Source organism: Bradyrhizobium sp. 160, assembly GCF_023073735.1.
Taxonomy (GTDB): domain Bacteria; phylum Pseudomonadota; class Alphaproteobacteria; order Rhizobiales; family Xanthobacteraceae; genus Bradyrhizobium.
Genome location: NZ_JADPKD010000083.1, coordinates 1 through 13140, shown reverse-complemented (window position 1 = coordinate 13140; position 13140 = coordinate 1). Strand labels below are relative to the sequence as shown.

Annotated in this window: 13 protein-coding genes and 2 pseudogenes; 12 read left to right on the top strand and 3 right to left on the bottom strand. The window is 63.4% G+C overall.

The window, feature by feature from the left end:
• Nucleotides 1-169: 169 nt before the first annotated feature.
• Together IVA98_RS33985 and IVA98_RS33980 are read right to left on the bottom strand one after the other, a co-directional pair.
• Entirely contained in the window at nucleotides 170-1594 is a 1425-nt protein-coding gene (locus tag IVA98_RS33985) for a methyl-accepting chemotaxis protein (protein WP_247304654.1), read from the bottom strand.
• 107 nt (nucleotides 1595-1701) lie between these two features.
• On the bottom strand, nucleotides 1702-3450 hold the full coding sequence (locus tag IVA98_RS33980; RefSeq protein ID WP_247356642.1) for a methyl-accepting chemotaxis protein: 1749 nt from the start codon (nucleotides 3448-3450) through the stop codon (nucleotides 1702-1704).
• Between the two features lie 221 nt (nucleotides 3451-3671).
• On the opposite strand from IVA98_RS33980, the gene IVA98_RS33975 reads away from it, so the two are divergent.
• The 6 genes and pseudogenes from IVA98_RS33975 to IVA98_RS37395 form a co-directional block, all read left to right on the top strand.
• Nucleotides 3672-4418: a YebC/PmpR family DNA-binding transcriptional regulator gene (locus IVA98_RS33975; protein WP_247304647.1), complete on the top strand. Its 747-nt coding sequence runs from the start codon at nucleotides 3672-3674 to the stop codon at nucleotides 4416-4418.
• 222 nt (nucleotides 4419-4640) lie between these two features.
• Nucleotides 4641-5168, top strand: coding sequence for a crossover junction endodeoxyribonuclease RuvC (gene ruvC / locus IVA98_RS33970; RefSeq protein ID WP_247304644.1), 528 nt, complete (start codon nucleotides 4641-4643; stop codon nucleotides 5166-5168).
• Nucleotides 5165-5782: a Holliday junction branch migration protein RuvA gene (gene ruvA / locus IVA98_RS33965; RefSeq protein WP_028182470.1), complete on the top strand. Its 618-nt coding sequence runs from the start codon at nucleotides 5165-5167 to the stop codon at nucleotides 5780-5782. Before ruvC ends, ruvA begins: the two co-directional genes overlap by 4 nt.
• A 149-nt stretch (nucleotides 5783-5931) precedes the next feature.
• A complete protein-coding gene (gene ruvB, locus IVA98_RS33960; RefSeq protein WP_247278114.1) occupies nucleotides 5932-6963 on the top strand; it encodes a Holliday junction branch migration DNA helicase RuvB in 1032 nt (343 codons plus the stop codon).
• Nucleotides 6964-7112: 149 nt separating this feature from the next.
• Nucleotides 7113-8036: a metallophosphoesterase gene (locus IVA98_RS33955; protein ID WP_247304641.1), complete on the top strand. Its 924-nt coding sequence runs from the start codon at nucleotides 7113-7115 to the stop codon at nucleotides 8034-8036.
• 69 nt (nucleotides 8037-8105) lie between these two features.
• Nucleotides 8106-8186 (top strand): annotated as a pseudogene (locus tag IVA98_RS37395) (acyl-CoA thioester hydrolase); the annotation flags it as partial.
• Here IVA98_RS37395 and IVA98_RS33945 read toward each other — a convergent pair.
• Entirely contained in the window at nucleotides 8168-9871 is a 1704-nt protein-coding gene (locus tag IVA98_RS33945; protein WP_247278108.1) for a recombinase family protein, read from the bottom strand. The pseudogene IVA98_RS37395 and the gene IVA98_RS33945 overlap by 19 nt on opposite strands.
• A 1153-nt stretch (nucleotides 9872-11024) precedes the next feature.
• Here IVA98_RS33945 and IVA98_RS33940 point away from each other — a divergent pair.
• From IVA98_RS33940 to IVA98_RS33920, 6 genes and pseudogenes are all read left to right on the top strand, one after another.
• Nucleotides 11025-11273: a hypothetical protein gene (locus IVA98_RS33940; protein ID WP_247356640.1), complete on the top strand. Its 249-nt coding sequence runs from the start codon at nucleotides 11025-11027 to the stop codon at nucleotides 11271-11273.
• Entirely contained in the window at nucleotides 11273-11617 is a 345-nt protein-coding gene (locus IVA98_RS33935; RefSeq protein WP_247335031.1) for a hypothetical protein, read from the top strand. The genes IVA98_RS33940 and IVA98_RS33935 overlap by 1 nt, the downstream gene beginning before the upstream one ends.
• Before the next feature lie 195 nt (nucleotides 11618-11812).
• The gene (locus IVA98_RS37890; protein WP_524536452.1) at nucleotides 11813-12157 is read left to right on the top strand and encodes a DUF993 family protein; all 345 of its coding nucleotides are present in this window, start codon (nucleotides 11813-11815) and stop codon (nucleotides 12155-12157) included.
• Nucleotides 12127-12490: pseudogene (locus IVA98_RS37885) on the top strand (DUF993 family protein); the annotation flags it as partial. The gene IVA98_RS37890 and the pseudogene IVA98_RS37885, both read left to right, overlap by 31 nt.
• The gene (locus IVA98_RS37880) at nucleotides 12473-12889 is read left to right on the top strand and encodes a DUF993 family protein (RefSeq protein ID WP_524536451.1); all 417 of its coding nucleotides are present in this window, start codon (nucleotides 12473-12475) and stop codon (nucleotides 12887-12889) included. The pseudogene IVA98_RS37885 and the gene IVA98_RS37880, both read left to right, overlap by 18 nt.
• A 101-nt stretch (nucleotides 12890-12990) precedes the next feature.
• The coding region (locus tag IVA98_RS33920) for a TetR/AcrR family transcriptional regulator (RefSeq protein WP_247356762.1) at nucleotides 12991-13140 on the top strand (150 nt) is incomplete at its 3' end.

The window sequence follows — 13140 nt, the reverse complement described above, 5'->3', positions numbered from 1 at the left end:
TCGCATTATGCCCCTGTTTTGCCCGACGCGTCAACTTCGTCGCGGCTTCTTTGGGCCTGCCCGCGTAAGTCTTTGATTTCGTTGGCCCCGGCTACTGTGCATGGGGTTGTTTTTCAGTTTTTGATTTGAGGGCGCCGAAGCGCCGTTGCGAGGCGCCTCGCTGCGGCCGTCAACTTTGCCGAAAACCCATTCGGAAGGCGCCCCAGTGCTTGCCGCGGACCAGGATCGGCGAGGACAGATCCTTCATCAGCACGAACTGCCCGCCGCCCATGTCGCGGCGATAGGTCTGCAGCAGGAACGGTTTTGTGTTGGCCGCGACCTTCTTCACCGCGCGATCGGTGAACAGGCGGCGGTTGCGGCAATTGGCGTTATTCCAGACCGGGTCCTTGCCCTGCGGCAGACGATAGTTCGGATTGTGGGTCGGCAGATAGCCGCCCTTGGCCCATGCGACGCAGAACACGATGCGGGGATCGGATTTCTGAATCGGATCCTGGATCGCGGGCAGGACGCGGTCGGTGAACTCGACGTAATTGGTGAGGAATTGTCTCGGATCGGTGCCGGGAATTTCGCGGTACTTCTCGTCCATGAGCTGGTCGAGCGTGATATCGCCGCGATCGATCGCGGCTTCGAACTCGGCGGAGATTCGCTTGGCGGTTTCGACGACGACGCGGATCAGCGGCGCGTCCGACGTCGCCACGCCGCTGTCGGCGATCAGCGCGATCAGGCCTTCCGAGGTGTCGAGCAGTTTTGCGATCCGTTGGTCGGCACTCCTGAGATCGCGCGAGGACAGATCGACGCCCTTGGCAAGCTCGTTGAGCTCGCCGATCACGGTGTCGCAATGCCCGAGGTTGGAGGTCGCAGCTCGCGTGACGCTGCCGATCTCCGCCTCTACTGAGGCGAAACCCTGCTGGACGCGCGAGATGATGCTGGAGATCTGTTGGGCGCCTTCACCGGCAGTCTTGGCACGCTGCGAAGCGTCGCTGCTCTCGCCGATCAGGCCTTCGATCTGGCCGTCGAGATCGCGCATGGTGTCGGAGATCTGATGCGTGGCCTGGCGAGTGGCCTCGGCGAGGTTCTTCACCTCGCTCGCGACCACGGCGAAGCCGCGACCGGCATTGCCGGCGCGTGCCGCTTCGATGGTTGCGTTCAGCGCCAGCAGATTGGTCTGCTTGGCGATCGCCTCGATCGAGCCGGAGACCTTTGCCACCTGGGCCAGCGCCGAGCCGACGGCGCTCAATCGCGCCTCGATCCGCTCCACCGCGGCGACGAGCTCGGAGATGTGGCTGACGGCGGTATCGACTGTGCTGCGCGACTGCGCGATCTCGTCGGCCGCGGCGGACGACGTCGTTTGCACCGCCTGAGATGCGTTGGCGATGTCGTGGTTTGCCGAGACCATCGTCTCGGCCGTCTTCTGGAGGTGGTGAAACCGTTCCGATTGATTGGCGACGCGGCTTGCGACTTCCTGGACATTGCCGGCGATGTCGGCGAGTTCCACGCCGAGGCCGCCGATGCGGTCGGCGAGCTGGTCGATCAGCCGTTCGGCCAGCGCCCGGTTGGAGCCGGTGTCCATGACTGCAAGTTGTACGGCGGACATGTGCGATGAGTCCTCAAGGAGAGCCGTTCGCCGGCTCACGGCAGCATTCCCATTCCAGCTTCAGCTTTAAAGGATGATTCGCGCCTGCCGTCTTGCCTGAGCGTGCACTACAATTTGTAGGCCGTCCTGAATCCGCCCCAGTGCCGGCCCTGCACGCGGATGGGGACGTCGATCTCCCGCATCATCACGGTGTTCCCGTTGCCCATGTCGCGCGCATAGCTCTGGACCAGGTACGAGCGCAGGTTGCGCGCGGCGGCGAGCCCCGCCGGATCGTTGAAGATCCGCCGGTTACGGCTGTTGGCGGTGTTCCAGGCCACGTCGCCCGGCCGCTGCGGATGCGAATAGATCTTGTTGTGCACCGGCAGGAAGCCGTTGCGATCGACCATGGCGCAGAACGCCATGCGCTGATCCTTTGCCAGGAATGCCTCCTGGAAAGGCGGTAGCGCGCGGTCGGCCCAGTCCAGATACTTTGTGCGATATTGCTGCGGATCGGTGCCCGCAATTTCCACGTAGTCGGTGTCGAAGAGGTCGTCGATCTTGACCTCGCCGCGCGCGACCGCCTGCTCGAATATCTTGGTCAGGGCGTTGCCGGCTTCCATGGCACGGGTGACAAATTCCATGTTCTCCTCATGGATCGACCACAGACTGTCCTCGATCTTCTCGCGGAGCTCGGCATGGGGGCCGACGAAATGCGCGCGGGCGCCGGCTTTGGATTGCTCGACCACGCGCAGGCGGCAGGCGCCGACGTTCTCGAGGGTGCCTTCGACCAGCGCTTGCGGCGCAAGCCGGCCTGCGTCCGCCCCGCCGATCAGCACGCCGTCCATCGCGATCTCGTAGACTGGCATCACGCCGCGCGCGGTTTCGAACTTGAGATGGCAGGGCAAGCGCTCGGTCTTGCGGCGGTCATCGTGCTCGCTCTGGCGGAGCAGCACGGCGCAACGCGACTTCAGCTTTTGCGCGAAGGTGGTGACGGCGCGGCCGGCGCTGGCGACGTTCTCGCCATGGGTCTCGGCCGCTTTGGTCGCTGCGTCGATCTCGGCCGCGCTCTCGCCGACCGAGACGATGAAGTCCGAGGCGCTGGCAGCGTTGCCGGAGACTTCGCTGGTGGTGGCGTTCTGCTCGGCGACGGCGCCGTTGACGGTCTCGAACACCGGGCGGATCGCCTCGATCGCCTGCGAGATGCGGTGCACGGCATCCGCAGAGCCGGCGGCGTCGCGCTGGAGTGCGTCGATCTTTTTGGTGATCTCTTCGGTCGCGCCCTGGGTCTGCACTGCGAGCGCCTTCACTTCCGTCGCGACGACTGCAAAGCCTTTGCCGGCCGCGCCGGCGCGCGCGGCCTCGATGGTGGAGTTGAGCGCGAGCAGCGTCGTCTGCCGTGCGATCTGCGCGATCAGATTGACGACATTGCCGATGGCGGCGGAGGACGCGCGCAGGCGATCGACATTGGCGCGGGCTTCCTGCGCAGCGGCGCTGGCCTCGTCGGCGAGCTTGCCTGCCTCGCGAACCTGCGCTCCGATTCCCAGTGCGGACTGCGTGAACTTGTCGGCGGCATGGGCGAACGTCGAGGCGGTCGATTGCGCCGCGTTGGTGCGGCCGGTCAGGGCGTCGGTGCGGTCGCGAATGGCGGCAAGGGTTGCGGCGGTCGCCTCGGCTCCGCCGGCCACCGAATTGGCGGCGCGCTCGAGCTGCCGGATCATCGCGCCGAGCTCGAGTTCCAGCAGCTCCAGGATCTCGCGGGCCGAGTCGCCATCGGCGATCCCGGCGGGCTCGGAATGAGCCACCGGTTGCGCAGCCTGCGAGGCTGCCGCAGGCGCAGCCATGTCCGGCAGACGCTTCCGAAATAGTCCGAACGCCATCGGGTCTCTCTGGTCGGGGGACGGTCGGACGCTATTTTCGCAGGCTGAAATGAAGTCAGGGTTAACGATGCCTGACACCTAGGCAGAGGCCATTACGGCGGCTACCTTTACAGTGCTACCTTAGAGCAGCAGATCCCTTTGATTCCGGTGGGTTGGCGGCCTATAAGGCCGCGCCTCCCACCCATCGGCGAACGATCCCGAGACCCTTCAAGAGACCACGCATGGCCGGACATTCCCAATTCAAGAACATCATGCACCGCAAGGGGCGGCAGGATGCCCAGAAGTCGAAGCTGTTCGGCAAGCTGGCGCGGGAAATCACCGTCGCGGCCAAGCTGGGTACACCCGACCCCGCCATGAACCCGCGCCTGCGCGCCGCCGTGATCGCAGCACGCCAGGAGAACATGCCGAAGGACAATATCGAGCGCGCCATCAAGAAGGCGCTCGGCAGCGAGGGCGAGAATTATGACGAGATCCGCTACGAGGGCTACGGCCCCGGCGGCGTCGCCGTCATCGTCGAGGCGCTGACCGACAATCGCAACCGCGCCGCGTCCGACATCCGCTCCTTCTTCACGAAGTCCGGCGGCAATCTCGGCGAAACCGGCTCGGTCTCCTTCATGTTCGACCGCACCGGCGTCATCGAATACGATCGCAGCGTCGCCTCTGACGATGCTGTGCTGGACGCGGCGATCGAGGCCGGCGCCGACGACGTGATCTCCGGCGAGGGCGGACACGAGATCTACGCCTCGACCGAAGGCTATCGCGACGTCGCCAAGGCGCTGGAAGCCAAGTTCGGCGAGCCGCGCAAGGCCGCGCTGATCTGGAAGCCGCAGAACACGGTGTCGGTCGACGACGAGACCGGCGAGAAGCTGCTCAAGTTGATGGACATGCTGAATGAGCACGACGACGTCCAGAACGTCTACGCCAATTTCGAGGTGTCGGACGCGCTGATGGCGAAGATGGGCGGCTAGGGCCTCAACCCTCCGCTGTCGTCGCTCGGCTGGACCGGGCGACCCAGTATTCCAGAAACATTCGAACAATACCGATAAGCCGCGGCGTACTGGATAACCGCCTTCGCGGGTATGACACCGGATGTGTGCTGAGCGGCGGTGCGCCCCGCGGTATCCCACTTCCCCTGTTACTTCCGTTCTGTTTCTGTTTCGCTTCGGGCGGCCAGCCGCTATCACTGGCCCATGACTGCGCTCCCGATTCGCGGCCCCGTTCGCATCATCGGCATCGACCCCGGCCTGCGCCGCACCGGCTGGGGCGTGATCGAGGCTGAGGGCAACCGTCTGATCTACGTCGCCTGTGGTTCGGTGGAACCGCCGGACGACTTGCCGTTGGCGAGCCGGCTGCTTGCGATCCATGAGGGGCTCGCGGCCGTTCTGTCCGATCACCAGCCGATGGAAGCCGCGGTCGAGCAGACTTTCGTCAACAAGGACGGCGTTGCGACACTGAAGCTCGGCCAAGCCCGCGGCGTTGCCATGCTGGCGCCCGCAATGTTCGGCATCGTCGTCGCCGAATATGCGCCGAACCAAGTCAAGAAGACGGTGGTCGGCGCCGGTCACGCCGACAAGCAACAGATCGCGATGATGCTCAAGATTTTGCTGCCCAAGGCCGAGCCGCCGTCGGCGGATGCCGCCGACGCGCTCGCCATCGCCATCACCCACGCTCATCACCGCCAGAGCACCGCGCTCAGGCTGAAGGTCGTGGGGATATGATCGGCAAGCTCAAGGGCCTGATCGATTCCTACGGTGAGGATTTCGTCATCCTCGACGTCGGCGGCGTTGGCTATCAGGTGCATTGCTCGTCACGCACGTTGCAGCATCTGCCGTCTCCGGGCGAAGCGGCCGTGCTGTCGATCGAGACTTATGTCCGCGAGGACCAGATCAAACTGTTCGGCTTTCGCACTGACCAGGAGCGTGAATGGTTTCGCCTGCTCCAGACCGTGCAGGGCGTCGGCGCCAAGGTCGCGCTCGCCGTGCTCGGCACCTTATCGCCGGCTGACCTCGCCAATGCCATCGCGCTCCGCGACAAGGCGGCGGTGGCGCGCACGCCCGGCGTCGGCCCCAAGGTCGCCGAGCGCATCGTCACCGAACTGAAGGACAAGGCGCCGGCCTTTGCCAATGTCGATCCGGCAGTGGTGCATCTCGCCGGCGCCGTCGACGACCAGCGCGCGCCGCGCCCCGTGGCGGATGCGATCTCCGCACTGGTCAATCTCGGCTACGGCCAACCGCAGGCCGCCGCGGCGATTGCGTCGGCTTCGCGTAGTGCGGGCGAGAATGCCGAGACCGCGCAGCTCATCCGCCTCGGCCTGAAGGAGCTCGCGAAGTGAGCGCGTCAATGCTCGGTCTCGTAGGGTGGGCAAAGCGCAACGTGCCCACCACCTTTGGAGCGACCGGTGACGTGGTGGGCACGGCGCGAAGGGCGCCTTTGCCCACCCTACGAGGAGTTCGCTGAGTGAGCGATCCCAAGGCCAATCGCATGGTCTCGCCCGAGCGCCGCAGCGACGACGTCGGCGACACCGCGCTGCGTCCGCAATCGCTGTCCGACTTCGTCGGCCAGCAGCAGGCGCGCAAGAATCTCTCGATCTTCATCGAGGCGGCGCGCAAGCGCGGCGAGGCGCTGGATCACGTGCTGTTCGTGGGTCCCCCGGGCCTCGGCAAGACCACGCTGGCGCAGATCGTGGCGAAGGAGCTGGGCGTCGGCTTTCGTGCCACCTCGGGGCCTGTCATTGCCAAGGCCGGCGATCTCGCCGCCCTCCTCACCAACCTCGAAGAGCGCGACGTGCTCTTCATCGACGAGATCCATCGCCTCAGTCCGGCGGTGGAAGAGGTGCTTTATCCCGCGATGGAGGACTTTCAGCTCGACCTCATCATCGGCGAAGGCCCGGCGGCGCGCTCGGTGAAGATCGAGCTGTCGAAATTCACCCTCGTCGGCGCCACCACGCGGGCTGGCCTGCTGACCAATCCGCTGCGCGACCGCTTCGGCATTCCGGTGCGGCTCAATTTCTACACCATTGAAGAACTCGAAAGCATCGTCAGCCGCGGCGCGCGCGTGCTCAATGTCGGCATGACCGCCGATGGCGCCAACGAGATCGCGCGCCGCGCCCGCGGCACACCGCGCATCGCGGGCCGTCTGCTCCGCCGGGTCCGCGACTTCGCCTCGGCGGCCGATGCCGACAAGATCGACCGCAAGATCGCCGACCACGCACTCAGCGCGCTCGAGGTCGATGCCGCAGGCCTCGATGCCATGGACCGCCGCTACCTCACGACCATCGCGCAGAATTATGGCGGCGGCCCGGTCGGCGTCGAGACCATGGCCGCCGCTTTGTCCGAGCCGCGCGATGCCATCGAGGACATCATCGAGCCCTATCTGATCCAGTGCGGCTATCTCCAGCGCACCCCGCGCGGCCGCCTGCTCACCTCGCACGCCTTCCGTCACCTCGGTCTCGCCGAGCCCTCGCGCGATGCGGCCCAGTTCGGCCTGTTCGGCTCGGACGAGAGCGACGACTGATTTACGCAAGTGCAGAGTGCTCCGGTGCTCGTGAATTTCCGGTAATCTTGTGCAGGTCTCTGCACGGAGATGCAGGCGGTCTGCACGAGCGCACCCCAATTCCGCTCCAATCGAGTCGCATCGAGAACCAGCATCACCATCGAGCGTCCATGATCACTCGCCGTCATTTCATCCGTTCCATCGGCGCCCTGTCCGCCCTCGGCGCCTCGACCGCGGCCTACGGTGTCGGCGTCGAGCCGATGCTGCGGCTCCGCGTCACCCGCTATCATCCGGCGCCGCGGCAATGGCCGGCGGATCTTCCGCTGAAGATCGCTGTCATCGCCGACATCCATGCCTGCGATCCCTGGATGCCGCTGGAGCGGATCGAGGCCATCGTCGACCGCACCAACGCGCTGAATGCCGACCTCATCGTGCTGCTCGGCGACTATGTCGCCGGCCTGCATCAGGTCACCCGCATCATCCCGTCGAGCGAATGGGCCAGAGTGCTCGGCGGCCTCAGGGCGCCGCTCGGCGTTCACGCCGTCATGGGCAACCACGATTATTGGGACGACAAGACCGTGCAACGGGCCGGGAATGGCCCGACCATGGCGCATCGGGCACTGGAAGCGGCCGGTATACCCGTCTACGAGAACGATGTCGTGCGTCTCACCAAGGACGGCCGCCCGTTCTGGCTTGCGGGTCTCGGCGATCAGCTCGCCTTCCTACCGGCGCGACGCTTCCGCAGCATGGTGCACTTCGGTGCCGACGATCTCAACGCCACGCTCGCCAAGGTCACGGATGACGCGCCGATCATCCTGCTCGCGCATGAGCCCAACATCGCGCCGCGCGTCCCGGCGCGCGTCGCGCTGCAACTGTCCGGCCATACCCATGGCGGTCAGGTGCGCCTGCTTGGCTGGTCGCCGGCGGTCCCGCCGCAGCATGGCATCCGGCTCGCCTACGGCCATGTCCGGCTGAAATGCGACGTCATCATCTCTGGCGGCCTCGGTTGCAGCATCATGCCGCTCCGCGTCGGCGTGCCGCCTGAGATCGTCGAGGTGACGCTGGGTGCGACGAGGCGGCCGGTTGTATCCTAGCTCGGCTTGCGCGGCCGGCGGTTTTTGCGCAAAACGGGCTGGTTATCGACAAGCCAAGAGGCTCGCGACGTGACAGCTCATCTCGACGGCGAGATCCGCGACGGCCGCCACCACATGCAGGTCCGCGTCTATTACGAGGACACGGATTTCCCTGACTTGCCATTGTCGTAGTAAGCAAACGTGCTGATTTCTCGCTCCTTGCTACGGTTTTCAGGGAAAAGCTTCTTGCCGTAAAGCGCGGAGCTGTTCAGGTAGGGGGTATATTCGTAGGGCATCCGCTTGGGAACCGGATGCACTACTATGCATTCAATCAAGTTGCGGAAAGCGACGCGAGTTTCGATCGCCTTGGGATTTGTCTTGAGCGCGGTGACCAGCCTTCTAACCTCCGAACGGTATCCGTCACTGAATTTCGAGTGATCGAAGCCGATGACATTTTCGCCGCCACCGCCCAGCAGCCGCAAGCGCTCTTCAACGCTTTCCCGCTCCACGTCGCACTCATCGATCCGCTTGAGCAACTCGTCCGGCTTCCGACGGCTATTTGCGATGGCATATGACAGGCGTTCGATCTCGGTAGTCAACACGCGGCGTCGACGCTCTAGCTTAGCGTGTTCGCTGCCCTTGTTCCGATCGTTTTTGCGCTCCTCCTTCCAGGCACACATCGCCTCTTCAATGGCTTTCGGCGAAAGCAATTTCAATTGGATTTTGTCGGAGGCATCCTCGAGCAGAACGTCCATGTCGAAGCTGCGGGTGTGCTCGCAGGTGCCCCGCTGATGCGCGCTCGCGCATGCCGCGCGCGGTGCACCGTTACGCGAGGATTGAGCGATTCGCATGTGGCCATTGCAGACGCCGCACCGGAGCACACCGGCAAGCGGGTGCTCATTGTTGCGCGGGATCACGGCGCGACGCCGCGGCTTGCCAGTCGGTCCGAACATAGATACGGCGCGCGCGCTACGAACCTCCTGCGCTCGATTCCAGAGCACTTGCGGAACGATCCGTAGCTCCGGCTTTTTGACTATGATGTGGCGCTCTTCTGGATTGCGGCGCTTCTGTTTCTTCTGGGTCTCCGGGTTGAGAATTGTCGAGCGAACGTTCCAATGTATCTCGCCGATATATAGATCGTTGCCGATAATGCCGCGACCATGCCGACCGCCTGTGATGCACTGATGATTCCAGGTGGTACGACCAGCCTTGTTCTTGTGACGAGTTGCACCGGGTGAGGGCACGCCTTCGCGGGTGAGATCAGCGGCGATAGTTCGGGTCGAGCGGCCCGCTGCATATTCGGTGAAGATGCGGAGCACAATCTTTGCTTCGTTCTCATCGATCACGCGTTCGCCCGGCGCGCCCGGCCTCGGTCGATAACCATAGGCGTATGAGCCAGGAATTCTTCCGTTGGCAACAGCGTTGTCATGGCCGCGCCGAACCTTTTCGGCGAGCTGCGGCTTGTAAATCGTGTTGTAGAGACTTGCAATGCTGATGTCAGTGGCGGTCGCATAGACCCCTTTCTGATCCATCAGCTCGACGCCATTGAACTCGAAAACCTGCTTGAGACGCTGGATGGTTGCGGGATCACGCGACAAGCGGTCGAAATGTTCAACCACGACCACGTCAAAGTCCTGGTTTCGCACCCCGTTGAGCAAACGTTGATAGCCGTCCCTCGCACCTTCGGTAAGACCAGATTTTGCGGCATCCACAAACTCGCCGATGACATCGAGGTTATTGCGCAATGCGACCTTCCGGCAGAGCAATAGCTGACCGTCAATCGAGGTCGCCTTTTGCATGTCGCTGGAATAACGGGCGTATAGTACGGCCGTTTTCTTCGATGACGCTGTCGTCATGCCGGTCCTCTATCGGCTGCCCCGAACCGTGATGTTCATCCCGTGCGAGCTGACGTCCGATAGCACGCGCCAACTCAAACCAGATTTCGTCATTGTCCGGATTATCCCAGCTCTGACGATGGGAGGGGGCAAGCGGTCGAATGGTCGCTCGTTGTCTTCGGAGAGATCGGATGCGGGCACGCATTTGCAAACTCGCAAGCAGAAGCTAGCGTAAATTTCTGCGCCGCGCTACAGCCAAGCCGCAGCGATTACTCGCAACGCTTCGCTCATGCTGACCTCGGCAGCGTCGAATGAAAATGAATTTCTTGAAGTGCCGCGGCGCGCGTGAGGGCATTCCTGGCGATGAGGCGCGTAGTCGAGAGCAGATGTGCTAAGCAAAGCGGAGTAAAAATACTGACGGCGGCGTAAGTCTGTTGCTGGGGCCGGTGCATAGCGGACCCGTTCTCGGTTCACGCGGCTTCTCGTGCAGATGTGTAGTGCCTGCCGCGGAGCGCCGGCTTGTCCATCAATAAAATTTGGCCGGTGGCGGCGAATTGTAGCGCACAGCCCAAACGCGGTGGTCCGCCCCCAAGGAGCCGTCGCTGATTGGGTCTTTCTTATTCCGCTGGTTCGATCACCCCCTTGCGTCGAGCCTCCCAGAGCAAGCATTCGCGTCTGCGTGAGCTCCGTAATCGCGCGTCGAAAGCACAGTCAGAGAAACGCATAGTTCTGATAGAGTGCTCCCGCTCCGATATCCAAGGAGTTCAAAATTGAACTCGCTGCCCAGGTCCGTCCGGCGTCTGGATCCTCATGGAGTTCCTCCATGTCGGCTGGCGAGACACCGTCGGATGATGCCCCGTGGCGCCTCACCAGCGCTGGCGAGATACGCGAACCGTTGGCCTGTGGTGGGAGGTGCACGCCGAGTCTGCCGTCTCGGCTAAGATCGGGTTGGGCAGATACGGTTCGCCGTTTCCACGAGGAATCAGCCAGCCCGCAACGGGAACCTCGCTCCGTCCAGGCGTTAGCACAGCCGCCCCGGTGCGTCGGAGTGGTGTAAATTATGTTTCTTCCTATTTTAATGAATGTTGTCGGGCTTAGCGTCCATGTTTTGCGGGAACGGAGACCGCGATGCCAAAGCATCAGACCTCGCTTGAAAAGATCGATCGGCGAGCGCGTGGCGGTGACGGTTGCGGCCGGCGACGTGCGCATCCGCCACGGCATGCGCGAGGTTGCGGTCCATAAGCAATCGGAAGGTCGCCGGCTGCGGATCATCGGTTCCGCCCACCTCGACGGGGTTGCCGGTCGCACTGGCGCCTTCTGCCGACCGGCAATCGCGACACCGACAGTGCCGGCGCCTTCTCCACTGCCCTCGTTGTTGCGTCCTCTTGCCGAATACGAAGCAGCGATCGGAGGGAGCTTCTGATGGCGCGTACAAAAAAAGCTACTGAAGCGCCAATCGATCGGCTCGAGGCCATGCTGGTGCGATTGCAGCTCTCCGGCATCCGCGACCAGCTCGACAACCTGCTCGAGGAGGCGGCGCGCGCGAACCTGTCGGCGCGTGAGACGCTGATCCTGCTGCGCGAGCGTGACATCGCGCGCAAGGATCATCACGTCTACGAGGATGAGCCCTACAAGTTCACGCTGCTCGAAGCGTCAAACGTGTGCAGCTCGCCGAATCCGCACTCAAGAGCTGGTAAGAGCGGCGCTGGATCGACGTCGCCCCGATCAAGGCCTGAGGTCTATTGCACAAGTGTCGATGTCTGTTGAGCCGTCATTGCGAGCGAAGCGAAGCAATCCAGAATGCCTCCGCGGAGACAGTCTGGATTGCTTGGTCGCGGAGTTTAGGTCCGGCCGGCCGAAGGCCGAACCGGGTGGCTCCTCGCAATGACGGGGAGAGGTCCGAAATCATGAACAGGCCCGTCCAGCCGATGTCCTCATTGTCGCTCAAGCTGCCGAAAGCCGATCGTTCGATCGAGAATTCCCCGCAAAGCTCGAAAGTCCGCTCAACTGCATCGCGTTCTCGGCCGTGCACATTGTCGCCGATGCCTTTGCGACAACGATCCCTGGCTCTCGGTCGCGGTCGATTGGGACAAGACCATCGCGTTCCGCGAGCACGTCTGGGATCTCGGGCTTGGTGTCGCCCAGGCCATGGACAGCGCGCAGCGCGGCATGGACCTGGACTGGCCGACCTCGCTGGAGCTGATCACGCGCTCGGTGTCTGCCGCGAAGCGGCGCAATGCGCTGGTGTTTTCGGGCGCCGGCACCGATCGTCTTGCGTGGAGGATGCCAAGACCATCGACGACGTGATCCGCGCCTATGAGGAGCAGATCTCCGCGGTCGAGAAGGTCGGCGGCCGCATCATTCTGATGGCATCGCGCGCTCGCAAAAACTCGGCCGGACGCCGACGACTACGCCAAGGTATATGACCGCGTGCTGCCGCAGGTTCGAGAGCGCGTGATCATCCACTGGCTCGGCGGCATGTTCGATCCGGCATTGACGGGATACTGGGGCACACAAGATCTCGACGAGGCGATGGACACCGCCGTTGCCATCATCAACGGCAACGCCGCCAAGGTCGATGGTGTCAAGGTCTCGCTGCTTGACAAGCAGCGCGAGATCGACATGCGACGGCGCCTCGACAAGCGCATCAAGATGTACACCGGCGACGACTTCAATTATGCGGAGCTGATCGCCGGGATGAGCGGGGTTTCTCGCAGGCGCTGCTCGGCATCTTCGACGCGATTGCGCCGGCGGCGTCCTACGCGCTGTCGCGATTGGCCGCCGGCGACGTGCTCGGGGGACGGTGCCGCTGTCGCGCGCTTCTACAAGACCGGCGTCGTGTTCATGGCCTATCTTAAGGGCCACCAGGACCATTTCACCATGGTCGGGGCCCAGGAGAGCGCGCGCTCAGGTTTGCCAATGTTCAGGTTTGCCAATGTTCAGATTGACAGCGCTGGCCTTGAGCTGATTTTGCCCAGCCGGAACGGGACTTACATCATCAACCGGGTTCGCGGCGATCTCGGCTTCCGGCCGATTTAGAACCCCAGAATACCTTTTGATAGTCTCAGAGGTTGCGTCGCACCAATTAGCTTGACTTTTGCGCGGGTGAGTGCTTGCTCACTCACATGAGCTCATTGCGTATGACGAGCGACCTGAGGCGTCAATTGATCCTCCGTGCCGCGAAATGCTGTTTTGCCCGACACGGCTATAACGGCACCACGACCAAGAGCGTGGCGGCCGCCGCTGCTATTTCCGAGGCGCTGCTGTTCAAGCATTTCCCCTCCAAGGCG

Bases quoted from the DNA above. Each gene is read 5' to 3' on its own strand.
- IVA98_RS37880 (WP_524536451.1), top strand. From the start codon at position 12,473: ATGCGACGGCGCCTCGACAAGCGCATCAAGATGTACACCGGCGACGAC.
- ruvA (WP_028182470.1), top strand. From the start codon at position 5,165: ATGATCGGCAAGCTCAAGGGCCTGATCGATTCCTACGGTGAGGATTTC.
- IVA98_RS33975 (WP_247304647.1), top strand. From the start codon at position 3,672: ATGGCCGGACATTCCCAATTCAAGAACATCATGCACCGCAAGGGGCGG.
- ruvB (WP_247278114.1), top strand. From the start codon at position 5,932: ATGGTCTCGCCCGAGCGCCGCAGCGACGACGTCGGCGACACCGCGCTG.
- IVA98_RS33945 (WP_247278108.1), bottom strand. From the start codon at position 9,871: ATGACGACAGCGTCATCGAAGAAAACGGCCGTACTATACGCCCGTTAT.
- IVA98_RS33935 (WP_247335031.1), top strand. From the start codon at position 11,273: ATGGCGCGTACAAAAAAAGCTACTGAAGCGCCAATCGATCGGCTCGAG.
- IVA98_RS33955 (WP_247304641.1), top strand. From the start codon at position 7,113: ATGATCACTCGCCGTCATTTCATCCGTTCCATCGGCGCCCTGTCCGCC.
- IVA98_RS33985 (WP_247304654.1), bottom strand. From the start codon at position 1,594: ATGTCCGCCGTACAACTTGCAGTCATGGACACCGGCTCCAACCGGGCG.
- IVA98_RS33980 (WP_247356642.1), bottom strand. From the start codon at position 3,450: ATGGCGTTCGGACTATTTCGGAAGCGTCTGCCGGACATGGCTGCGCCT.
- ruvC (WP_247304644.1), top strand. From the start codon at position 4,641: ATGACTGCGCTCCCGATTCGCGGCCCCGTTCGCATCATCGGCATCGAC.